The organism is Ornithinibacillus bavariensis, from assembly GCF_050433565.1.
Lineage (GTDB): Bacteria > Bacillota > Bacilli > Bacillales > Amphibacillaceae > Ornithinibacillus > Ornithinibacillus bavariensis.
In genome coordinates this window covers 221,865-246,272 of sequence record NZ_JBNPWZ010000004.1, presented here as the reverse complement: position 1 = coordinate 246,272, position 24,408 = coordinate 221,865, and the positions used below count along the sequence as shown (strand labels likewise).

21 protein-coding genes are annotated in these 24,408 nt (G+C 36.2%); 5 read left to right on the top strand and 16 right to left on the bottom strand.

Translation table 11 applies throughout. From position 1 onward, the window contains the following. Positions 1-22: 22 nt before the first annotated feature. The 3 genes from HNR27_RS09975 to abc-f form a co-directional block, all read right to left on the bottom strand. Positions 23-2,617, bottom strand: a complete 2,595-nt coding sequence (locus tag HNR27_RS09975; protein ID WP_212921419.1) for a polynucleotide kinase-phosphatase — start codon at positions 2,615-2,617, stop codon at positions 23-25. Then, positions 2,617-3,963 (bottom strand): methyltransferase domain-containing protein, encoded by a 1,347-nt coding sequence (locus tag HNR27_RS09970; RefSeq protein ID WP_212921420.1) that lies wholly within the window; start codon positions 3,961-3,963, stop codon positions 2,617-2,619. Before HNR27_RS09970 ends, HNR27_RS09975 begins: the two co-directional genes overlap by 1 nt. Positions 3,964-4,055: 92 nt before the next feature. After that, entirely contained in the window at positions 4,056-5,996 is a 1,941-nt protein-coding gene (gene abc-f / locus HNR27_RS09965; RefSeq protein ID WP_429339634.1) for a ribosomal protection-like ABC-F family protein, read from the bottom strand. A 544-nt stretch (positions 5,997-6,540) separates the two neighbouring features. Between abc-f and HNR27_RS09960 the strand changes: the two genes are divergently transcribed. Beyond that, entirely contained in the window at positions 6,541-7,278 is a 738-nt protein-coding gene (locus HNR27_RS09960; RefSeq protein ID WP_429339633.1) for a type II toxin-antitoxin system prevent-host-death family antitoxin, read from the top strand. A 120-nt stretch (positions 7,279-7,398) separates the two neighbouring features. Here the strand turns inward: HNR27_RS09960 and rsiV are convergent, their stop codons facing one another. From rsiV to HNR27_RS09920, 8 genes are all read right to left on the bottom strand, one after another. After that, the gene (rsiV, locus tag HNR27_RS09955) at positions 7,399-8,274 is read right to left on the bottom strand and encodes an anti-sigma-V factor RsiV (RefSeq protein WP_429339632.1); all 876 of its coding nucleotides are present in this window, start codon (positions 8,272-8,274) and stop codon (positions 7,399-7,401) included. Further along, on the bottom strand, positions 8,267-8,785 hold the full coding sequence (gene sigV, locus HNR27_RS09950) for an RNA polymerase sigma factor SigV (protein ID WP_488168370.1): 519 nt from the start codon (positions 8,783-8,785) through the stop codon (positions 8,267-8,269). The genes rsiV and sigV overlap by 8 nt, the downstream gene beginning before the upstream one ends. 413 nt (positions 8,786-9,198) lie before the next feature. Continuing rightward, the gene (locus HNR27_RS09945) at positions 9,199-9,528 is read right to left on the bottom strand and encodes a YxeA family protein (protein ID WP_212921424.1); all 330 of its coding nucleotides are present in this window, start codon (positions 9,526-9,528) and stop codon (positions 9,199-9,201) included. 21 nt (positions 9,529-9,549) lie between these two features. Then, entirely contained in the window at positions 9,550-11,475 is a 1,926-nt protein-coding gene (locus tag HNR27_RS09940; protein ID WP_244853597.1) for an ABC transporter permease, read from the bottom strand. Next, positions 11,459-12,247 carry an ABC transporter ATP-binding protein gene (locus tag HNR27_RS09935; protein ID WP_373306345.1) on the bottom strand — a complete coding sequence of 263 codons (789 nt, stop codon included), beginning with the start codon at positions 12,245-12,247 and terminating at the stop codon, positions 11,459-11,461. The genes HNR27_RS09940 and HNR27_RS09935 overlap by 17 nt, the downstream gene beginning before the upstream one ends. Before the next feature lie 400 nt (positions 12,248-12,647). Next, entirely contained in the window at positions 12,648-13,682 is a 1,035-nt protein-coding gene (locus HNR27_RS09930) for a sensor histidine kinase (RefSeq protein ID WP_212921425.1), read from the bottom strand. Positions 13,683-13,692: 10 nt separating this feature from the next. Beyond that, positions 13,693-14,376, bottom strand: coding sequence for a response regulator transcription factor (locus tag HNR27_RS09925; protein ID WP_280530751.1), 684 nt, complete (start codon positions 14,374-14,376; stop codon positions 13,693-13,695). Between the two features lie 673 nt (positions 14,377-15,049). Then, on the bottom strand, positions 15,050-15,418 hold the full coding sequence (locus HNR27_RS09920) for a DoxX family protein (RefSeq protein WP_212921426.1): 369 nt from the start codon (positions 15,416-15,418) through the stop codon (positions 15,050-15,052). A gap of 165 nt (positions 15,419-15,583) precedes the next feature. Between HNR27_RS09920 and HNR27_RS09915 the strand changes: the two genes are divergently transcribed. Beyond that, positions 15,584-16,177 carry a TetR/AcrR family transcriptional regulator gene (locus HNR27_RS09915; protein WP_212921427.1) on the top strand — a complete coding sequence of 198 codons (594 nt, stop codon included), beginning with the start codon at positions 15,584-15,586 and terminating at the stop codon, positions 16,175-16,177. Positions 16,178-16,419: 242 nt separating this feature from the next. Here HNR27_RS09915 and rlmD read toward each other — a convergent pair whose 3' ends face one another. Further along, positions 16,420-17,811 (bottom strand): 23S rRNA (uracil(1939)-C(5))-methyltransferase RlmD, encoded by a 1,392-nt coding sequence (gene rlmD, locus HNR27_RS09910; RefSeq protein WP_212921428.1) that lies wholly within the window; start codon positions 17,809-17,811, stop codon positions 16,420-16,422. A gap of 282 nt (positions 17,812-18,093) precedes the next feature. Here rlmD and HNR27_RS09905 point away from each other — a divergent pair, with 282 nt between their 5' ends. After that, on the top strand, positions 18,094-18,222 hold the full coding sequence (locus HNR27_RS09905; protein WP_280530752.1) for a hypothetical protein: 129 nt from the start codon (positions 18,094-18,096) through the stop codon (positions 18,220-18,222). Positions 18,223-18,268: 46 nt separating this feature from the next. Here HNR27_RS09905 and HNR27_RS09900 read toward each other — a convergent pair whose 3' ends face one another. The 3 genes from HNR27_RS09900 to HNR27_RS09890 all read right to left on the bottom strand — a co-directional run bounded on the left by HNR27_RS09900 (position 18,269) and on the right by HNR27_RS09890 (position 20,420). Beyond that, positions 18,269-18,766: a DUF1648 domain-containing protein gene (locus HNR27_RS09900; RefSeq protein WP_244853599.1), complete on the bottom strand. Its 498-nt coding sequence runs from the start codon at positions 18,764-18,766 to the stop codon at positions 18,269-18,271. 127 nt (positions 18,767-18,893) lie between these two features. Beyond that, positions 18,894-19,418 (bottom strand): DinB family protein, encoded by a 525-nt coding sequence (locus HNR27_RS09895; RefSeq protein ID WP_212921429.1) that lies wholly within the window; start codon positions 19,416-19,418, stop codon positions 18,894-18,896. Positions 19,419-19,547: 129 nt separating this feature from the next. Continuing rightward, complete coding sequence (locus HNR27_RS09890; protein ID WP_212921430.1) at positions 19,548-20,420, bottom strand: LysR family transcriptional regulator; 873 nt, start codon at positions 20,418-20,420, stop codon at positions 19,548-19,550. A gap of 100 nt (positions 20,421-20,520) precedes the next feature. Here HNR27_RS09890 and HNR27_RS09885 point away from each other — a divergent pair, with 100 nt between their 5' ends. Then, positions 20,521-21,663: an MFS transporter gene (locus HNR27_RS09885; RefSeq protein WP_212921431.1), complete on the top strand. Its 1,143-nt coding sequence runs from the start codon at positions 20,521-20,523 to the stop codon at positions 21,661-21,663. A gap of 242 nt (positions 21,664-21,905) precedes the next feature. Here HNR27_RS09885 and HNR27_RS09880 read toward each other — a convergent pair whose 3' ends face one another. Beyond that, positions 21,906-22,847 carry an RNA polymerase sigma factor gene (locus HNR27_RS09880; protein ID WP_212921432.1) on the bottom strand — a complete coding sequence of 314 codons (942 nt, stop codon included), beginning with the start codon at positions 22,845-22,847 and terminating at the stop codon, positions 21,906-21,908. 246 nt (positions 22,848-23,093) lie between these two features. Here HNR27_RS09880 and HNR27_RS09875 point away from each other — a divergent pair, with 246 nt between their 5' ends. Further along, complete coding sequence (locus HNR27_RS09875) at positions 23,094-24,359, top strand: DUF418 domain-containing protein (protein ID WP_212921433.1); 1,266 nt, start codon at positions 23,094-23,096, stop codon at positions 24,357-24,359. The last annotated feature ends 49 nt before the right edge of the window (positions 24,360-24,408 follow it).

Genomic DNA, 24,408 nt, shown 5'->3' with positions numbered 1-24,408 from the left:
TTTAAGTTCAGTTTTATCTTTTTTATAATCTAGGATCAACAGGGTCCGATTCCAACGCTAACGTCCCAAGCACACATTCATGGATTCTCTCAATCGATTCCCCATGAACAAAACGCTTTATCCCCTCAATGCCCAATGAAAATTCTTTTAATGCCAGCTTTTGTTTCTTATCAACGTTTCTTTTCTTTAATCTTTCAAGGTTTTTGGGCAATAAATAATCCATACCATAAATGATATGTAGATATCTCCGTCCCCGAACCTTTATTGCCGGCTGAATTAGCTTCCCGTTCGATTTTGCAATGAAAAATTCTGGCTTAATAACTATTCCTTCATGACCATCAGCTGTCATGGACTCCCACCATTTTATGACTTCTTCCTCACTCTCCAAATCATCAATTACCATATACTCGGTTTCAACAAAAACATCCACCATCTTTGCGAATTCCCGGTTCATCTCCATATGCCAGGTATGGGGCTTATCGAAAAATGTCTTGTCTCTATGAGCTAACACATGAAATGGAGCAATTTGAATCTGATTAATTCCTTCTATATTCCAGCAATACTTTTGAAATATCTCTTTAAATTCTAGTGCATTTTCAAGTTTAGCATCATACTCTGAAAGCCATTGCTTTAATTCTACGTTTATCTTTACAGCTTCTTGAAGTTTATTAGTAATAATGGATCTGTCCAAAATGGCATTTTCAGAGACATGTACATATTGATTACGAATAAGTTCTTTTGCCTTTAAGTTCCACGGCATTATTTCTGCATCCAACAGCACATAATCTGTATCAAATTTAGTAAAATAATTATAAGATAGAAGTCCTTCATTGATTCGAAGTAATATTTCCTTTTCTAGCCCGATATCAAAGAATCTTCTACCAGTTCTTGTATAGATAACCCCTAAAGTTTCATGTCCGATATACTTTTGACCAGCACTTTTATCCTTAAATAACAGGAGAATTCCCCTACTACCCATATGCTTCTTCTCTGCTACCATACGCTGTATTCCCTTATCCCGATAATAGGCTATTGCCTCCTTTGGGTGTTCCAAGTAATTATCTAAGATAGAAGGCTTAGGTGTTGGACTCATAGTAGGCGGAATATAGATAAGCTCTTCTATTGGAACAGTAAAATGAGAAACCGTGTCAATTGAAGGGATAACATGTTCTTTTGGTATATGAACCTCACCTAGGTGCTCAGTTGATACGGTGTAGCCATTTAAGAATTTTGCAATGTTCGGAGGATCTAGTCTTTTTTGCTCCCATTCTTTTAATGGATTATTATCCCCCTTAGAATAGTCCATTACTGCTTTTACGGATACAAATTCCTTTTCTGGGTACCTATAAGCGGTCAGCTCTCCACCGAAAACAACCCCTTGATCAATATTGATTGTATTATTATTTATTATAGGTTTTGGTCTAGGATCATGCCCCCATAAGATTAATGCACTTGTATGATGATGAACTGTCCAGTCCTTCCTCACTGGCTTTCCATTGTTATCTAATCCTTCCGAATCCCCAAAACGGCAATAATCACTAACCTCATAGGATTGTTTACCAACAAATTCGTCTTTTATACCTGCATGTGTACATACAACAGTTGGCACGGAATTTTTTGCTAAGATATAATGGGAAGGCGCTTCAAATAATAATTGTTTTATTGCATGCTTTAATTTTATCGTTTGCTCCTCACCATAGTGCCTTTCATATTGCACAAATTCTTCTTGAACTAGTTCATCACCATGGTTAAGGGTGACATTCCGTCCATCTAACCATCTCGCTATTTTCCATCCATGATTACTATCAATCATATAAGCATGACCTTCGTTTACATGACGTAAGAAAAATTGCATCGTTTTTAGTGACTCTGGTCCTCGACTCATAATATCCCCAAGGGATAGAAACTTTCTTCCTTCTGGATGAATGTATAAGTCCTCCGCATTTCTTTCATAGCCTAGCTTATTTAATAGTTGAATCAATTCATTATAGCAACCATGAATATCACCAATAACATCAATGCCATTACTAGCATCCAGTTCAAGAGGGTTTTTGTTCCTTCTAATTAATCTAATGTCCTGCAAATTTTGGATAAAATAAGTCGCTAAGTAGCCTTCCTTTTTAATCAAGCTTCTTTCTCTCTTAAACACTTGATATTGTTGTTTCACCCTGCGTTTTCCTCTTGGTTTTTCCCGCATCTCATCCCGTTCTAATAAAACGCTTAGGTCCAAATCAAATACAATGGAAACGATTGGTACATGGTGATTTCTAGCTAATGCAATATATCGTTTTCTATCATCTGTATATAAATGGGTGGCATCGATAAATGTTAATTTATTTAACTTACATCTTTTTTCAATGAGTGTATCCATAAGGGAAAAGGCTTCAGCAGAGATTTGTTGGTACTCCTCAAAGATTCGATCTGCCTCATCCTTTGGTCGATGGTTCCAGTCTAGAAATTCAACGTCACTTACTAATATTCGAAAGTAATCCGAGCTTACTACCTCAGAAGGTTGAATTTGCCCACTATCTATCATTTTTTTCAGGAATGTTGTTTTTCCACTATTAGAAGGACCAATCAATAATACAATTCCAGAAAAAGGCAAGAAAACATTCACTATTGTCCCTCCTTTCTTATAAATAAGCACATTTGAGTTGGGAATCCATATTTAACATGTTCATCCCCTATACCATCAAATGCTACCTCATAATTACTAGTTTTTTGACTATAACACCATTCGAAAAATTCCTGTCTTGTCCATTCAAATCGATGGTCCGGATGTCGATATGCTTCATCCATTTCATACACCTGGTTATATTCCTTGTTTGGCGTTGTGATGATGAGCAATTTTGGCTGATATTCACTTAGAATTGTTTGCATTACTTTCGGTAAACGAAATTCATCAATATGTTCAATAACTTCGCATAAAATCATGATATCCTTGGATTTCAGTCTTTCATCATAGTAAAATAAAGAACCTATAATTGGGGTTGGCACTATAAAATTATCGCTTTGCTTTATTGCATCGAACCGCTTCAATGCTTTAAGCATGGCTGATTCGGATGGTTCTACAGCTAATATCTCCCGCACACCATTTATAAGCCCCAGCTGTAAAGCTAGATTACCTTCACCTGAGCCAAAATCAACAATTGTTTCTTTCATTCTTGATCTACTAATGTAATCGATGATTTTTTTATATCGAAGCTCATTTAAGCGTAATTCTTTTTGCTGTTCTTTGAACAGATTATTGTTATTCTCTTCCAACTCGCTATACAGTTCCTTAAAACGAAGTGCCCTACGCAAAATGAAATCTCTTAAAGGATGTGTATGTAACCACCCTTCCCCATATCGTTCAACTTTTTCGGTTTCTTTTTCGTCGATGTAATAATGCTTATAATTATCCAGGACCGGAATTAATACAAAAAGCTGCCTTAAACCATTTTGTAATGTTGTTGATCCCTTTAATGAAATATAGCGAGCAGAGCTTCTTTCTTTTAATTTAACCTGATAATCAGTCTCTCCATAGCTTATTTTCACTTCGTAGCCTAGCGGTTGAAAAATGTCTATGATTTCATGATCTAGTAAATCCGTAGCAAGAGGACCAAAACTAAACTCAAATAAAAAGGGGTGTTCAACCCAGGACGCGTACGATTCCTTTGGTTTTCCATTAAGTGCTGTACCTAATGCAGACCGTAGTAAAGAACAAAAAATACTACTAACTACAAACTCTCTATCATTAATATAAGAAGTGATATCGTAGTTTTTAGCCCTGTTCCGAGAGAGTTCAATTGGATCAGGTGTTACAAAAAAGGTTACTTCCATTATTTCATCTGAAAATTTATTATAGAACATCCGAATGAAGTGACCGTTTTGACTTCTTTCATATATATTATTGGGATTTTTAGCAAGTAGATAGGAAATCACTTCAACATTTTCACCTGTAGCTTGAATGGTTAATTGCACCGTAACACCTCTTTCATAATTTTAATTTATTGATAATTTTATACAATCATACCATACGGAGTTGATCGAGATACGTTAGGGATTAGGGAAATCTAATTCCCTAATCCCATCCACAATTCCATAAGTGATTCTAGTTCATTCGTTAAGTCTTGCTTTCGATTATATAGTCTATGAAGCTCCTCGTATTCTATATGTTCATCTGCCATCACTTCGTCTACCTCTTTTATTTCACCCTCTAGACTATGAATCTTTGCTAAAAGCTCCGGTTCATTATCTTCTTTTTTTGAGTATTTAGGAGTAACTTTTTGTTGCTTTACCTTTTCCCTTTTTGTGACTTCTTCCTCCTCAATGCTTGATTTCTGTTTCTCTCTCCGATAATCATCATAATTCCCTAGATAACTTTTTAGTGAATAATTCTCTATGACTATTATTCTTTCTCCCATTCTGTTGATGAAGTATCTATCATGGGAGATAAAGAAAATGGTACCTTTAAAATCCTCTAATGCCGCTTCAAGCGTTTCGATGGAATCAATATCCAGATGGTTAGTCGGCTCATCCAATATTAATAGGTTAATATCCTGATATAACAGTATAGCAAGCCTCAACCTAATTCGTTCCCCACCAGATAACTGTTTTATCTTTTTAAAGACACTTGCTTTATAGAACATAAATTTTGCAAGGTATTCCCTCGCTTTCCCCTCGAGAATGGAGATATTTTCTCTAAAGCACTCAAGTACTGTATGTTCTTCATTATTAAATCTGATATTCTGAGGTAGGTATGCTGCCTTTACGCTTGCACCTAATTCCAGTTGCCCACTATCTGGCTGTTCTTCCCCGAGTAGCATTTTTAGAAAAGTTGTCTTTCCACTGCCGTTAGGACCAATCAACCCTACCCTTTCACCGTAATAGACCATTAAATTAGCATCTTTCAAAATCGGCCTATCGCCAAAGCTTTTAGATAGATTAAAAGCCTTTATTGTTTCATTTCCAGACCTCTCCGTGTCTTTAAAATGCAATTTCATCGTTCTTTTTTCCGATACTGGGTTATTGATTCGTTCCATTTTATCGAGCCTTTTTTGCATACTCGCTGCTCTTCTAAAGAACTTATTATTATCCGCTCTCATTGCCCAATCTCTTAAACTAAGAATTGCCTTTTCCATATTGTTTATCTTTTTCTGTTGCTCCCTATATTGCTCATACAGAATACGCATATTTTCTTCTTTTTGACTAACAAAAGCAGAGTAGTTACCATGATAAGAAGTTGATTCCATATTCTCAAATTCAACAATTTTGGTTACGACATTATCGAGGAAATACCTATCATGTGAAACAATAATGACTATCCCTTTATAGCTCTTCAGGAAGCCCTCCAGCCATTCAACAGAATCCATATCCAAATGGTTAGTCGGCTCATCTAGCAGTAGAATATCTGGGTGATGAATTAATAATTTTCCAAGAATCACCGTGGTTTTTTCACCACCACTTAGCAAATCGAAGTCCTTTTCTAAAAACGCTTCAGAAAAATTAAGCCCTGTGCAAACCTTGCTCATTTTCTCCTCTCGTTCATAGCCACCTTTAACTTCGAATAAATGAACAAAGTCACTATATTTTTTCAGGGCCTTTTCTAACTCCGAACCTTCTAGATTTTTCATTTTTTCCTCTAACTCACGCATTTGTCCTTCGATTGTATCAACTTCCTCAAAGGCCATATTTAAAATATCAATTACCTTCAAGCCTTTTGGGTACTGTGGTGATTGTTCCAAATATGCCTTAGTCGCTCCCCCTGGGATATGAATTAATCCCTCATCATAGCCGTAGCTTGTGGTTTGCGGGTAACCGGGATAATACTCCATTGGGAGGATACCAGCAATAACCTTCAAAATCGTACTCTTACCACTCCCATTGGCTCCAACAATACCAATCTTCTCCCCTTCAAAGGCTTCAAAGGTAATATTTTTCACGACAAGTGTTGCATCCATATATTTTTTTATTCCATGTACTTTAAGCTCTAACATCATAATTCCTTCCTTCATCCATTTTCTCATGACACTATTTACGGACTGGGAAAAAGAAGATTTATACAATTATTCCATTAAAAAAGACTGTAAGAAGTTAGTTACTTCTTACAGTCTCCTATAAACGGTGAACATAATTTGAATAGAGATGATCCTAACAAACATAAAAGTAAATTTTGCTAAAACCTTCTACAACTGGGTATTTCGAAAAGTCAGAAAACCCAATTCATCATTATTTTCATATAGGTAAAGTAAGTAAGCCTTCTAATTGCCAACATTCCATAAAGAGCATGTCAAATAAACCTAATATTAAGGTTATTGAATCTCATTACAAAATCGTATTAATTTATTTCCATAAATTATCTTAGCAATTAGTCGGTTCCATGGTACTTACTTTCCCTCCTCAAAATTTTCTTTATTATCTCATTTGTTTAGAACTATGTAAATAGTTTCTTGTATGTACATAAGAACGATTGCAACAGCGTCATCACTTTGATAAGATGGCTGAAACTTCATTCGGATTAGCTAAATTAGCTATATTAACTATTTAGGAGGTGTGGTCATGATTGTTAACTCAACAGAATTACAAAATAACTTTGGGAAATACTTAATGCTTGCTGCGCATGAAGAGATTATTATTACTAGAAATGGTACAGAAATTGCTAAGCTTACTGCAGTAAAAGAGACTTTTACTGGAGAAACTTCTAAAGAGCAGGTTATTGAATGGGCTTTGGAATATGGAACCGAAGGAAAAAAAGCAACCTATGAAGAGTTTCTGCAATTGAATCAGGAAACAGAAGATAGATATGAATATATTGATGGAGAAATCTATTGGCTGTCCTCTCCAAAAACGGCTCATCAACGAACGATAACAGAATTGTTTGGAATCTTTTATAACCATTTTCAAGGTAAAGGATGTACACCGTTTGTTGCTCCATATGATATCGAACTAAGAAGAACAACCGAAAACATAAATATTGTCCAACCAGATATCATGATTATTTGCGACTTAGATGAACATTTAAATGAAAATGATTACTATAAAGGAGTTCCATCACTCGTCGTAGAGGTGCTTTCGAAAAGCACACAACGTAAGGATCTTATTAAGAAGCTTGATTTGTATATGTCCTGTGGGGTGGAAGAATACTGGATTGTTAATCCAGAAAATATGGAGGTAACAATCTATCATTTTGAAGAAAATAATATTAGCAGTAGTTCTACCTATAAGAACGGTGAGACTGCGAAATCTTTTATATTTGATGGACTAGGTGCTGAAATTAGTAGAATCTTTAAGAAGTAATGAAACTTTATGAACCATATAAGAAAATGCCCGATTCGCAATTTAATCGGGCATTTTTCTTTGGTTTGTTAAAATGTGTAAGTTAGGAACTAGAACAAGAAACCTGTCCCCAGTTACCATTTACTTTATATAAGCATGACTAACTAGTATATCTTTTATTTCATCTGTTGGAATAACAAACTCCACAGTTCCCATATAACCTGGTGCCACTTCATAATCATTAAAGGAAACAACCAATTTATGTTCTGCATTAATATAGAAGTTTTGCTCTTTATTAATTTTAGTAAATCCTTCTCCAAATTCTTCCTCTGATGCAATGAAGTAAGTGTTAGCCTCATCTTCCTTCATTTGTTGCATCATCTGTTTTATGATATTTTCACTAATGACAGCAATATAAGAATCATCCTTGAAGAGGCTTGGAAGTGTTACTAACAATTGATTTTCTTTATCAATTGTATCGTACTTGATAGTTGTTTTGGATGATGCTGCTGTTTCTTGAACATAGCGACCTACAGTGAGTAGTTGGTCCGTATCAGTCTTAACCACGAATCCACTATCAACACGTAAATGTCCATCCACTCCAAACGCTTTTTGTCCTTTCATTTCATCCATGAATTTTGTGTATAGTTCCTGACTTTCCATCAAATACTTTTCATTCAATGTTTGCTCTAATTCCTTATTTTCCAGCTTATCAATTGCAGGAACCTTTATATCAGCCTGATAATTTCCTTCGTCAACAGTAAATTCTGTAAATGTAAGGACATCAACAATACTACCTACTACCGGTATACTCTCCAACGATTTAGCAAATGCAGGACTTATATTGATACTTGATGTAAAAATGACCGCTGCAGCGGCAACTCCAGCAACCCATTTAAATCCAGAGTTCTTAGATTTCCTTTTCTGTAATGCTTTTTTAACAACTTCATCAAGTTCTGTAGGAATTGGAATATCTTCATATTTCTCTTTTAATTGTTTCATTTTATTATTATCCATTATGTCTTACCTCCTCTAAGTGTAGGTCATTCATCTGATCCCTTAGAATTTTTAAGGCTTTATATAATCGAGTTTTAGCGGTATTAATATTTAATTCTAATATTTCCGCTACATCTTCAATCTTTAAATCTTCAAAGTATCGAAGGACAACAACACTTCGATATTGAATCGGCAAGCTATTTAGCGCCTGTTCTAAATCCATATCATGATAATGATCTTCATGACTAGGGGAATGTAATTGAATCGTAGTATCATCAAGAACCGTGACTTTCTTTCTGCGACGAAGAAAATCTAATGAAGTATTGACAACAATTCGATAGAACCAACTTTTAACAGCCTGAATATCCTTTAAAGTACCAGCTGTAATTGCTTTCTGAATTGAATCTTGTACAATATCAAGTGCATCATCACGGTTCTGAACATAGCTGTATGCAAGCCGATAAAAGCTTTCTTTGTTTTGCATTACATACTCAGCAATGATTTTTTCTTGTTTAGGCTGCCTATTAAACACATGACACATCTCCTTGTTTTTCTCGTTAGCTAACGGAGTTTCATAGTATAGACGTACGGGGTGTTAAGAAAAGTTTTAGATATTTATTTTTTTGTAGATTTATCATAATGAAGGGTTAAAAGCGTTCAGAATAGGAGATTTGTCTATAACCCCTTTGAATAATCCCCTTATTTTTCCAGAGGTTAAAACATTAAAAAATCTCAAGCCTATTTGGGCATGAGACAATCATACAATAAAAGTTATATAAAACTAAAATATTATATTTTCTTATAAAACGAAACACTCCATCCTTTATGAAACCTATTATAAACTTCATAGAATCGAAGAAACCCTAAAAATAAGGGTTTCTTTATACAGAAAGGCTCACTACTTCGATTACTAAGGACGAAGTAAGCCTTTGTGACTGTATTTACTTACCATTTTGCATCAACCGGAAGATCTTCCTCATTTATAAATTCCCAGCTCTCCGTATACTTTCCTTTGGCCAGCACCTTCAAATAAATACCTTGTTCCAAATCTGTACTGGAAGTAAACATTACCTTTCTCTTTTGACCATCCTCGGTATACCCTGTCAAATTGTATTTAAACCGACCGTTATCCGGTTTAGAAGGTTCATTTACTTCGACGTAAACATATTCTTTCTCATAAAGAGGGTTAAAGCGATCAAGATCCTCTTTAAACACGAAATACACTCCTGTTAAAATAATGATGACTACAATAGCCCTTAATAGTACCTTTTTCATAAAGCATCCTCTCCTTTTTGACTATAGCATCTGGCTTTTAACTATCTTCCGGTAGTAACGAAGTGTTAATACAGCAAATATAAAATAAATCAAGGCGTACATTCCCATTGCGGTTATTGTCGGTACGGTGATACTAGAAATTACTAGGATAGAAGCGGCCTTAACAGCAAACCACGAATGCAGTAATCCAATCAACAGCGGGATAAAGAAAACAAATGCTTGCTTACGAGCAATACCTTTCATAATCATGTTTACATCAAATCCGAGCTGTCGAAGAGTCTTGAAGCTTTGTTTCTCTTGCTCCGCTTCTGTCATTTGCTTGAAGTATAAGATGCTGCCAGTTGCAATGAGAAAGGCAAGACCGAGAAAAGCTGATATAAAAATAAGTAGACCGAACTTTTGAAGCGAGTTTTGATATTCCGAATAAAAATCAGGCATGAAGCTGTCTTTTGGTACATACTTTTCGTAAATAGACGAAGCCTGCTCACGTTCCTGTTTATTAGGAATCAAAAAGGTGTCAAAACGGATTTCTTCAAAGTACTCTGTTTGCTCTCTAATCTCATCTATCGTAGTTTCCGAAGCCAAGAGCTGTAATCCATAAACATTGTAATTAATAATATTTTCCAAAATCATGCTACTTATCGGGTAAATATCCGGTTTTCCCTGAAGCTCCAACCACATATCTTGATTAGAACTTTCCGTGTTCACATCCATAAAGGCTTCAATATTCGCTCTTGCATTGTAAAAGATAACTTCTCCGTTAGACGGCACTTTTAAAACTTTGCCTGTTTGAATAAGCTGCTCCGCTGGAAGCCATAACAAATCACGGGTTACCCCATCATTTTCAGTCTGAGAGCCATGTATACTGCCTTTTATTCGTAAAGCTTCCACCTGTCCATGTTGGAAATCAATTCCTTCCTGTTCGAGTTCCAATCGGAAAGCCTCCGCTTCCTGCTCCCTATTCTCAATTAAAAAATCATATGGCATTTGGAGACGTGTGTCTTGTTCCACTGTATAGTACAGTGAATAAGCAATGGAAACTAGCGTTATTGCCATTGCTGATAGCACCGTAATTAAGGTAAGTGAGCTGGCGTTTGACCGCATACGGTGCATTAGCGGTGCAAGCGACAGACTGTTGTACAGACCAAGCAGACCATTTTTTCGTTTACGGAACCAATAAATGCCCCAGCTAATTGTAACTCGAAAGACCAAGTAAGTACCTGCTATTGTCGTTGAAAGAACCAACAGCATATTTAAGAATAACTGGTCATTCAACATGTGCCCTGATAATTGATAGCCGAATCCAATAAGGCTTATACCAAGCAATGCCATGACAGTAGCTAAAAAAGGCCGAGGTTTATTGGGATGCTCCTGTTGCTTGTCTGCTTGAAACAAGTCAAGTAGCGTTGTTCGATAAATGGACAACAGTACTTGTATAGAAGTAAAAACAATAATAATTAGAAATACTAGCACCGTCATGAAAATGGCCTTCGCATTGATACTTATTCCCAAGACACCCTCCAATCCAAGCAATTTCATTAAAATTAGAAGAAACAGTCTAGATAATAAAGCCCCACAAACAATTCCAATCAATAGGGCACCCAAGCCTAGCAATGTATTCTCGATAATCAGATATCGAGCAACCCAACCTTTAGAAAGACCAATAAGCTGATACAGCCCAATTTCACGGCTTCTTCGCTTCAGAAAAATACGATTAGCATAAACCGTAAAAATACTGACAATGACAATAAGCAAAATACCTGCCACTTGAAAAGCGGTGAAGAAATCCACGCTCTCACTTGCCATTTCCTGAACTGCATGATCGTGCTGAAGTGATGAAAATATATAATACAAGCTTGTACTAAAAATGAGAGCAAAAAAATATAAGTAATAATGTTTTATATTTTTACGCATGCTACGAAAAGCTAAATCAACGACTGTCAACATTATCCCCTCCCAATACCGCCTGCACATCTAAGATTTCCTTAAAAAAGGCATGTCTTGACTTATCACCGCGGTAGAGTTCGGAATAAAGCCTTCCATCTTTCAAAAACACGACACGGTTACAGTAGCTGGATGCGACCGGGTCATGTGTCACCATGATAATTGTGACATTTCGCTGTTGATTAATTTTCTCCATCGTATCCAACAACGATGAAGCCGATTTAGAATCTAGTGCTCCAGTAGGCTCATCAGCAAATACAATGGAAGGTAAATGGATCAATGCCCTTCCTGCCGCAGTCCGCTGTTTTTGTCCCCCAGAGACTTCATGTGGATATTTATCTGCTAATTCTTTAATACCCAATACTTCCGCAATCTCAGTAAACTCTTTTTCTGCTTGATGCTTGCTCATTTTATGAAGGGATATCGGTAAAAGAATGTTCTCCTTGATTGTCAATGTATCTAGAAGATTGTAATCCTGAAAGATAAAGCCCAAATTCTTTCTACGAAATGCAGAAAGTGCGGAATCTTTCAAAGAAGAGATGTCCACATTTTCAACTAAAATGGCACCGTCCGTACATCGGTCGATAGTAGCCAATACATTAAGCAAAGTCGTCTTTCCCGAACCAGAAGGTCCCATAATCCCAACGAATTCTTTACGAGTTACATGCAAATCTATTCCCTTTAGCACATGTTGCGAACTGCTTCTGGAGCCATATGTTTTGTGAACATTCCGTGCAAGCAACACTGTTTCATTGACATTTAAATCGTTCATCATTAAACCTCCTTGTTCATCAATAACCCCATTTTACGCTAGTTCATACCTCTTGTCGTAAGTTTCATATGATAAAATTGCCACTTTAAATGACAATTTTGTCATGTTAGTCGTAATCAATAGGCAACAAAAAACAGACAGGAGAAAGTCCTGACTGTTGCATATGTTCGTTTCATTATAAATGTTGTGAGGAACTGTATCGTTTCTCACAGAGTTTTTGGAAATTACTGCTTACCTTAGAGCTTAATTTCATTTAATTACGGTCAAAAAAGTAGAGGAATCCAGGGCATAAATCGATTAGCATGCATTAAAATTGAAAAACCGAAGTGATTTCTAGCCCTCCTTTTAGTTCTAATAAAGTATATTGTTCACTATTTGGATTTCACCAAATGCTCATGGAACACTATAGGTTATTGCTTCTTCGGATGGTTTCAAATGTATTGGGGTCAGAAAAGGTTATTTGCATTACCGTTCCCCCACTTTTGCTGGATTTTGCTTTTAATGTAATTCCCAGCTTATCGGCAACCGTTTTTGCAAGATATAAGCCAAGACCAGTTGCAGCGTTTTGTATTCGACCATTTTCTCCCGTAAAGCCCTTGTCAAAAATACGGGGCAGATCATGCGGCTGTATGCCAGGTCCCTCATCCTGAAGATCCAATGTTACGTTGCCTCTTTCACTCACATTTGTCTTAATCACAATAGTCCCACCCACTGGACTATACTTAATTGCGTTAGTCAACAGTTGACGGAGGATGAAGCGGCACCATTTCACATCCGTAACAACTGTCACATTAGTACCTTCAATGTTGACCGCAAGATTTTTCTCCAAACACCAAGAAGCCAAATCTTGCACTTCTTCTGTAGCAAGTCGTTGTAAGGAAGCTTCCTCTAGCCGATAATCTGATTCCAATGTAGGCAATCGTGTCATATACAATTGCCGGTCAAGCAATAAGTGAATTTTTAGCCATTCTACTTCAATTTGACGAATGGCAGAGTCACTGCGGCGGGCGTCCAGGACTAGTTTCATTGCTGTGAGCGGGGTTTTTACTTCATGGATCCACGAAGCCATATAATCATCTTCAATCAGTCTTGCCTCATTAAATTTAGAAACCTGACGTTTGTATTGTAAATCCACAGCACGTAAAAATTCGTAAGTGATTTCATCCAATCTGTTCTCAGGTTCGGGCAGGTTTTCTATCCAATCTAAAGGGAGGTCTTTACTTAATAAATCAAGTGATGTGGTGAATTTCATTTCTTTCTTGTAACGCCATAAAAAAAATAAGCAAAACGTGATTAAAAATAACGCATTTAAATATAGAATAGAACTTGCCTCCACCGTGATTCCTTTATCAAGCATAATCAATATATTGGTCACACCGAGCAAGGCTACAAAAAGAAAAATCCAACTCTTTCTTAGTACGATGTATCGGATAAACATGGGAGTCCTCCTATAAAGAAATAGCCATATAACCTAATCCTTTTTTGGTAACAATAGCCTCGGACAATCCAATTTCCTCCAGCTTTTGTCGCAATCGAGTAATGTTAGCAGTAAGTGTATTGTCATTTACGAACTGTTCATCTTCCCAAAGCTTTCGCATCAAATCATGGCGTGAAATAATTTTATTGTTAGATTCAACGAGGAGTGTCAGCATAAAAAATTCGTTCTTTGTCAGATCCACTTCTTTACCTTCCCTACGGATTACTCCTCGTTTGATATCAATCAAAGCTCCATTCCATTCAACAATATTTGGCTTGTCTTTTCCATAAGCATAAGTCCGTCGAAGAATGGCCTGAATTTTACTATAAAGAACCTCCGTATGAAACGGCTTTTGAACATAATCGTCTGCTCCCATGTTCATCGCCATCACCATATCCATTGGATGATCTCGCGATGATAAAAAGATAATTGGAACTTCAGATACAGCCCGAATCTCCCGGCACCAATAAAAACCATCATACTTAGGAAGAACCACATCCATGATTACAAGCTGGGGCTGTTGTTCTGTAAACGAGCGCATGACTTCATCAAAATTATCAGGTCTTGTAACCTTAAATGACCAGGATTCCAAACCTGTCTTCAAAGCGGCAAACAAAGCGTCGTCATCTTCAACGACAAATATATTCATCTCCATTTGAGTTAACCTCCTGATAAAAATCTACAAGGTGAATTATTTCACATTATATCAAACTATCGAATCAAATTCATATTGTCAGTAAATGGTCAAATAGAGGCATACCACTTATTAAGCACGTTTTCTTTCGAGCACCCGACAGCCAAAAATAATAGGACAGAGGGGTTACTCTCCCTGTCCTATTATTTTTGTTGATTTTCCTAGAAACGCTTATTTTGTGTCGTCTTTCAATGCCCCCTCACCATAAACCATGACCTCAACTATTTTTCCCGTCTTTTCATTCAGGATTTCTTGAATGTATTTTTATCCCTATCTTCTAAAATGCTTGTGAAAGTGTTATCTAATGATTTCTAAATCGTTACACGTTGTAGCAACGAATAGCACTCCAAATGGCTCGAGTGGTGAACGCAGATATAGATAAATGCAGTAGTGTTTATCTTAGTTTATTTTATAAGATTTTTTTTACATAGACTTGTAGTAATTTTACATACCGGACCATGAGTGCATAAAAAATGTGCATCATCATTGTTCCGAAATACTTTATACAACCATGCGACATACACCTTTATATCTTAATAACAAACCTGTTCAAGAAACCTATACATCAAAAGCACCTGTTTCGCTTAACATCATTATGTTTTTAATTCAATATTTTGTCTGACAGTTGCATCCTTTATAAAAAGGGATGTATCATATCGTCTGCATTGATGATGGTTAGAATAGTGATTAACGCAAGAAATACAACAGGCGTCATCGTATTGCCGATTGAATCTTTGACTCTAATATGCGCAAGGACTGCCACCAGCATCGTAATTCCGAGCCAAATACCACCCCATGCAATCACTCCTTCAATCCAATACCCTGTAATAAGCACAGCAGCTCCAACTAACTGTACCATTCCTGTGACTACACGAAACCAGTCAGGTAGCTTTAGATTATTGAAAATGCCAACCCAGTATTTAACCCCTATTACTTTTGAAAAGCCTGAAAAAACATAGTATAACACCAGCAAACTTTGAAGAACAATTGAAAATATGATCATGTGCAATTCCTCCCTTTTATTTGTATCAATATTTTATTACTGACTAAATGGTAAGTTATAATTTTACATGTGTCAAGTGTAATTTTACAAAAGTTAAATTATACTTGACTTTTTTTCAGTAAGTGATAAGCTGGTGTTATTAGATTTTGCATGGAGGGTATCTTGATGGGTAAAATACGTAATGCAGAACGGACACAAAAGAATATTCTAGAAGCTGCGAGAAATGAGTTTTTCAATAAGGGATTTAAGGGAGCACGTATCGAATCGATAGCAGAGAATGCGGGTGTGAAAAAACAGTTAATTTATCATTACTACAAGGGTAAAAAGGAATTATATGAAGCCGTTTTGGCAAATTTGGCAACAAGTGGTCCGGAATGGGCAACCCGAGTTCCAGATAATCCGCAACATATTGCCGAGCATCGATACAATGTAAATAGTAAGGAGAGAGCGGACTTTATTAAGTTTACAGCTTGGCAGGCGCTTGAGTCACAAGCAGATCAAACTTCTTGGAATAAAAGCGGGGAACTTGCACTTCAATCCTATGTAGCGTACTGGAAAGAACAAAAGGATAAAGGAGTTTTGCCACCTGACCTCGAACCAGAACTTTTGGCACTGGCAATCACCGCTTTAACAACGTATCCCATTATCTTCAGTGATATTGCTAAGATATTTACCGGAAGCGATGAATCCGATCCTGAATTTCAAAGAAGATGGTCAGAATTTCTTACCAATCTTAGTGGACATATTATTAAAAATTAGAAAAGCTCACATTCACTCATACCTTTGCGAAAGTGTTAGTTTTTATTAAACTGAGTTCGTCAAAATATAACTACATTGAATACATTACCTCGCTATAGCTGTGTATTAATTTTTTCATAATGTAGTTCCCTTACCTCACGATTATGGAAGGCAATATTTATACTAACGACAATCGGTTCTGTTTAAATTTTATAATCAAAAAAACCTTCCATTTAAGGAAGGTTTTTCACACTTACATCTCATTAATTTTTTCTAACTAGCAACGCAACACACTCCACATGCATCGTATGCGGAAATAAGTCCACTGGCTGAACCTCAACAAGCTCATAACCAAATGGCTCAAGCTCCTTAATATCCACTGCAAATGTATCTGGATTACAGGATACATAAACAATACGTTCAGGCTTCGCACGCCCAATTCTTCGCATTACCTTTCCACCTGCACCAGAACGTGGCGGATCAAGAAGTAATAGCTCAGGTATTCCAAAGCTCTCTAACACTTCATCAATTCCTCGTCTTGCATCTTTTGCTAGGAAATACGTGTTATTAAGTCCATTATCCTTGGCATTTCGTTTTGCAGATTCAATCGACGTCTCCACGATTTCAATTCCTGCTAGCTTATCTACTTGACTAGCAAAAGGAAGAGAGAAGGTACCTACACCACAGAATAAATCAATCATTTTCTCATTTATCTTTGGCTTGCCCATTTCAAGAGCTAATTCTACTAGCTTCTGAGCTTGCGTAGGATTCGTTTGGAAGAATGTATCAAACCAAATACGATAACGGTATCCGAGCATTTCATCATAAATAAAATCACGACCTGCTAGTACATGAGTCTCCTCAGCCTGTGTACGGTCAGCCCAGTCTCTGTTCTCTAACCATAGTAAGCTTTTCACCTTAGGGAATTTCTCTGTTATCCGTGCTACCAAATCTTTTGTCGCAGTCTCTAACTCCCCATTAGGTGCTTCCGTAGCGAAAAGCCCTAGCATAATCTCTCCTGTTGCAAATGATTGGCGAACCATTAAATGACGAAGTAAGCCTTCATGATTATCCTTATCATAGCCAGATAACTCATGGGCCTTTGCCCAATCAGCAACCTCCATCGTTCCTTCTACCATTTCTTCACCCGCTATTAAACAAGTTTCTAGGGAAATGATTTTCCGGAAGTTTCCTAGTTCATGTAAACCAAGGGAGCCGTCCTTGGCAAAGGTAAACTCCATTTTATTTCGATAATGCCATGGGTTGTCCATTCCAATTGTGTCATGTACTAAATTTGGATCAAATCCTTGTTCTTCTAATACCTTCTTTACATGGTCCGTCTTTTCGTTTAGTTGGCCAGTATACTTCCAGTGCTGCCATACACAACCACCACAACGGTCAAAATGTGGGCATGGTGGGTCTACTCGTTCCACATGCGCCTCTACAATTTCTTCTGGCATTACTCGGGTTCTTTTCCTTTCAGGTTGTCCAACCGTTACACGGACCTTTTCTCCAGGTAACGTTTGGGGAATGGTTAATTTCAGCTTTCTAGGATTGACCTCCCCAATATCACGCCAAACAACGGCACGTCCAGATCCTTTTTTATCTAAATCACGAATTTCTGCGATATATGTTTCACTTTGTGTTGTTGTCAAGATTGATTCCTCCTCTCATAGGTTCTCTCTATATGAAGCTTATAACATACAATCTTAACATATTTGGTTCCTTGCATACTTCCTTATTATAGCGGAACATAGGATGATTGGGAACAACCTTTGTTACTTCCCTTTAAGGACTAGGTTAATATGCAGGGCTACTTTTGATAAGCAACTACTCCATCGCCACAATTAAATCGGAAAGATTATTACATTTCTAGAGTCAAAAGTGAAATAATATATTTGTAGGATACTATCGTTTTAGGAACGGAGGTATTACTTATGGAAAACGAAAAAGCAGATAGATTACGTATAATGCTTCAGGAATCCTTACAACCCGTGATTGACCGTTTAGAGCGATTGGAAAAAGAAATTCATGAATTAAAGGAACAGAAAAAAAGTAATAAATAAATGTTAAAAGCCGACGAATTAACGATTCATCGGCTTTTGTTATCGGTTATTTAATTTTGCTTTGCCTCACTATTCCTATTACAATCGGAATTCCCGCCCCTATTATTAATAAAGGCAGAGACCATACTCCAAAACCATTGCCCCACTCAAGTGCTATAGAAATAGATTCAAATGTAATAAAAGAAAAAACAATTAAACAGATATTCTTTAATTGATTCATCATTTTTCGGCTATTTAAGTAGAATTGTTCCGCATTTTCCTCAGTTAATCTCTTCGGATAATTATGAATTTCAGGATATTTTTCAAGGGCCTGCATCATAATTAGTAAGAATGCCCCGATTATCGGTAGTATTAGCAATTCCAATTTAGAACCCCAACGATCCACTTCACCGAGTGCATTATAATGGGCAGGTACTTCTTGAGGAAGCTTGCTCCAAATAACAATTAATAAGATAATGGAGCCAATATAGCAAGAATAGCCTACTATATCCCAAAACCATTCGGATTTTGTTTTTGTAATTGTTAATTTTGGTCTATCTGTCACTTTGCCAAGTTCCCCTTTATTATCTATACTATTTTCGTTCTATAGTTCATTAGTTTATTTACGAAATACCCTCGTAAAAGGTTTCAGGAATAGGCTAATTTACTATGAAAAGTCGGGAATTCCTAATCTATCTTGCGTTTAAAATACCGAGATATTCTTTCCATGGTCCAACATCGATTTTATATCGGGTTGCCATGACCCTTACAATCTGTGCAATATGGGTTAAATCATGAACAACCCAAGTAGAAATTAATTCTCTTACTTTAACCTCTCCAAATGCAGGATGAAAACCTCTTAATTCAAATTGTTCTTCCTTCGTGAATAGTTCCCTAAGTTTATTGATATTTTGTTGTCTCAGATCTTGAAACTCTAATAACTTTTCTTGAATGGACGAAGAGGTCTCGTTTAAATGTGAGAAACGATCAAAAGCGGGAAAAGGAATCTCTTTTCCTTCATGAAGAATATGTTCCAATCGCTGAATCCAGTTAGTCTTTTCAGCTTCAATTAGATGCCCTACCACTTCGTAAGCATTCCAGGTTCCGTCTCCTTCATTACAAAACAACCAGCTATCTGTCAAACCAGATAATAAATTTGCCAATGTCTGTGGTGTTCTTTCTAAAATTTCAATAGAACCATGTAAGGTGAACTCCATGTTATTTCCCCTTCCAAATATTTTATCTACTAATTATATGTTATTTCTCTGATAGGTAATTACTATTTCCATAATAGAGGTTTAATATATGTAAGGTGATAATGTATTGCATATTGCAGGAATGTATTACTATTCCTTATTTTTGGCTGCCATGTACTCTAAAAATGTATTTACCCTTTCCTTCTTATTTTTAGAACTAACCATATATACTTTTCTACTTGGAATATTCTCTTTAGGATTAAACTTCACCCGGGATATAAGACCATCCTTTTCATAGTCCCTAATAATACTCTCTAGCATGAATCCAATTCCTTCTCCATTTAGTATTAATCTTAATGCAATACCAGCATGATCAACCCTATAACGCATTGTTTCATGTTTTCCAACTTCTTCCTCAAACCACTCGGAGAAATCTGTACCCCAGTTATAATGGATGAACGGAATATCCTTTAAATCTTTAGATTCCAGTAGCCCTAAACTTCCTACAAAATGTGTTTCCCCAACTAAACATATAGATTCCTCTCTTATCATCTCCACATTAAATATAGGAGGATGAAGTGGATTATATACAAATCCCACATCAATTAACCCATATCTAATTTTTTCGATTATATCTTCCGAATGGCCTGTAATAAGACGTAATGAAGTATGCGGATTACTAGCTTGATATTGGTTTATTTGTTCAAAAATTGATGTTTCCCAAAGCGAGTTCATCCCACCTATTACCAAACTATGCGTAAATTTCGATTGAATTCGAGTAGTCTTAACACCCTCATTCATAATTTCTAATGTTTTTATTACATAAGTTAAGAAATTTTTCCCTGCGTCTGTTATTTCAACATTTCTAGTCTTTCGTAAAAAAAGTGTCTCACCAATTTCCTCCTCCAACGATTTAATTCTTGTCGTAACAGTAGATTGAACAACATTCATCTCTTCTGCTGTCCGTGTGAAATTTTTACTATTAGCAAGCGAAACAAATGTCTTCAACTGTTCAAAATCCATTTAACCACCTCATTAATTCAATTAATAAATTAAAGTAATGTAAATAATTCATTTTTAAAATTAGTTTCTCTTCATTACTATGAATTATAGGAGGGATTGGATGACCAAGCAAACTTATATTCTCGCTTTCTTAATATTTATTTTATCAACAGGTGGTTTCACTGCAATGCCTTTGTTCCCCTTACTAACAGATGTTCATAATATTTCACTAACACAGGCAAGTGGAATAACAGCTACCTATATATTGATGCAAAAAGTAACACCTATAGTTTTAGGTCCTATTGGTGATTATTTTGGTTATAAACGGATGTCCGTGTCAGGAGAATGGATAAGAGGAATTGGTTTTATTGGAGTAGGTTGTGTTTCCAACTATTATTTGCTATTGCTTTTCGCTTTATTGGCCGGATTAGGAGGTGGGTTTGCAAGTCCCTCCCTACAATCTCTAATCATGAAAAGTTCAACATACAATGCTAGGGCAAAAGTATCTTCGTTAAGGGCTACTGCCACAAGCGCTGGATTACTATTGGGTCCCATTATTGCGGGAATAGTTATTTGGACAGGAAACTTTCAATTTATTTTTGTTTTCGCTGGAAGTCTTTATTTAGTTGGAGCATTTTTATTAATTGTATTTGTTACATCTACGGAGCGGGATTTTCCAAAGAAAAAAATGTCTATTCAATCTATATTAGAAGCATTACGTAATAAAGGCTATATAAAATTAATAATTCTTATGCTTATGTTTTACATTTTAGTTGCACAGTTATTTGTCACACTACCGGAATATGCCAAACAGTTTACTGAACACATTCAGGCACTTTTTCTTATCAATGGAACAACCGGACTATTATTACAATATCCTGTAGGCGTTTTAATTAGTAAATATAACAAATCAAAGGTATTTATGTTTTTCGGTATAACATCTATTTTTTTATCCTTCGTAACTTTAGCTCTTTGGAATAACTTTTTAATGTTATTCGTTGCTGTATTCCTTTTTACAGTTGGTGAGATTCTTATATTACCTATAGTCGAAACGTCAATTGCAAACTTTTCAGATAGGTCAAGAAACATGGGGCTTTACTTCGGTATGAGTAATCTATCAGACGGAATCGGAAGACCATTTGGTAGTTTATTAGGAGGATGGCTAGTATTCAACTTACATTTTACGACAGTCTGGGTAGTTTTTTCAGGATTAACATTCCTGATGCTTTTGTTTTATATTTTATTTTTTAGAAGGTTTCTATAAGATACATGATCTAGACTCTTTCTGCTTTTTTCTTATAACATTTCTGAATCTATCCATAAACCCATATTAAGTAAATTGACCAAACTAAAAAACTGCACCAAAAATTTATTACTAACATTTTGGTGCAGTTAAAGACTTTGTTGTCGATTATTAAAAACGATATCAATTTAACAATATTTGAAACAATTAACTACAGCCTTATATAAGCAAGATGCTTCAGGGATTGAAATACCCCAAATCCTTTAAAAATCCTCTACCGGTTCTAAAGGCAGCCCTAGTTCTTTCGCCACATATTGCATAAACTCCCTACAGAAATAATAGCAATTCCATCTTGCAATTTTGTTCAATTCCCATTCCATTGTATTAACATCATACAGTATAGGACCTTGCTCTGTTTGCCTAATAAAAATAATGGCATGTTTACCAAATAGATTACAAGATTTCGCGTAAATATCATGTGATTTTGATACGTTGTTAGGATTAAGTGAGTATTTTATAATCGTCTCTTTTCCATACTCTTTACTGTTCATCTCAACAAAGCTAAATGTCGCTTGATCCAGTAACATATTAACAAGCCCAATATAATCCTTACGATTATAAGCATCTATAAATGCCTGAACAGATTCTGCATGAACATTAATAACATGTTCTTTCTTAAGCTCTGTGCCACTCTCTCTTGCCTCGTAAAGTCCCTTTCTAGCACGGTTTAGCAACCCATTTACAGCTCCTTCAGTACTTGCCAATAATTCTGCAACCTCTTTGGCTGTGAAGCGAAATGATTCCATAAGGATAAAGACAACTGCTTGTCGTGGGGTTAGATGATTTAATAAGGAATAAATTGCTTCATTTATTTCCAATGGATCTGCATATTCCTCACTCCATATTTCATCATTTAATTCCTCGTGCTTAAAACGCCCAGTTCTCCTACATTGATCCAGCCAATGGTTAGTAGCTACTCGAAATAGATATGCTTTTGTATTTAACTGTTGCTGGCGGTGAGATAGTGCTGATAGGGATGCAAATGCTTTTAATACCGTATCCTGAAGCAAATCCTCTGCATCCCATGGTGATCCAGTTAGCCGTAAACAATAGTTCCACAACTGTTTTCTATATGGCTGAACCAACTTCCAATACTTTCCCCATACATCAAGTGACTCTTCCCCAATTACTTGTAAATCCGTCATTACATCCACCTCCTACTTATATAACGAATGATAATGGCAAAATCATACGCAATCTGTACTTTTTTTAAAACACTCTATATCTTGCATTTTCCCAATTACAGTATTTATAAGTCAATAGAATGTCCTCTTTTCGTTTAAATAACACTAATTGAAACCTTTTCAATGCCTAAACGTATCTATTTATAGTACTAAATTGAACGATATAACAATCTACTAAAACATGAAAGAATAGAAGGTGTAAGTACATTGCAAGTAAATAATGCTAATAAAATTTCGCATCAACAAGATTTACAGAACAAACATTTATCTCCTATTGGATTAGGAAGCAGACTCAACCATATTGATAGTTTAAGAGGCTTTGCACTGCTAGGTATCCTGCTAGTTAATATGATTGCATTTCAATATGGCGTGGCTGGAATAGAAACAATCAAGACTGAATTATCGTCATTTGAAAGAGTGATTTATGACATTATCGAATGGTTATTCCAAGGTAGTTTTTATCCGGTCTTTTCCATTCTATTTGGGTTTGGTGCAGTTATCATGTGGGAAAGGGCCGAGGCGACTGGGCGCCCATTTAAACGAATCTTTTTCAGGAGAACCCTAATATTACTAGCAATTGGATATATACATTTACACTTTATCTGGGATGGAGATATTCTACTAACCTATGCGATAGCTGGTTTAGTTTTCACATTCTTCATTAAGAGACAGGCAATAACTGTTTTAATCTGGGCACTAGTCCTAGCATTTCTTATTAATGCACCTGGGCTAATACCAGCTGGAGATGAAGGAAACGAAATTAATCTATCATTATATAGTGAGTATGAGAAAGCTGTCTTAAGCGACGGATCCTATGCAGAAATCACAGCACATCGTTTTACGTCTAATCCATACGAAAAGGTTGATCTAGGATTTGAAATGGGATCACTTGAGCATCAGTTTTTTGCTAGCTTTCTTTCCATCCTTGATACGATCATGGTAACAACACAAGCCTTTATGTTGTTCCTCATAGGTGCTTTTATTGCCAAGAAAAAATGGCTGCACCATCTCACGGAAAACCGTCAGCTACTAAAACGTATCACGCTTATTTTCGTATTAGTTGGTTTAACGTTAAAGGGTAGCATGATTGTGACAGATAACTTAATGTTGGATTATTTCGGATATCTCCTTGGTGGGCCACTTGCAGCGATTGGGTATATCACGGGGTTCTCGTTACTATTTGCTAAGTATAAATCTAGCACCTTCATTCAAGGCTTCAATTCCATTGGAAGAATGGCATTAACCAACTATTTAACACATTCAATCGTGATGACAACGATCTTTTATGGATATGGTCTTGGCTTATTTGGGAAGCTTGGCATTTTAGTTGGAACATTAATGGCAATTGCTCTTATTGTAATTCAAATGTTCTTCAGTAGATGGTGGCTTTCACGTTTCCGTTTTGGTCCAATGGAATGGCTATGGCGTTCAGGAACGTATTTGAAGTTTCAGCCGATGAGGAAGAAAGCCTAATAGAAAAGAATTAAAGGTGGGTGCTAAGGAACAATTTCTTCAGTACAAA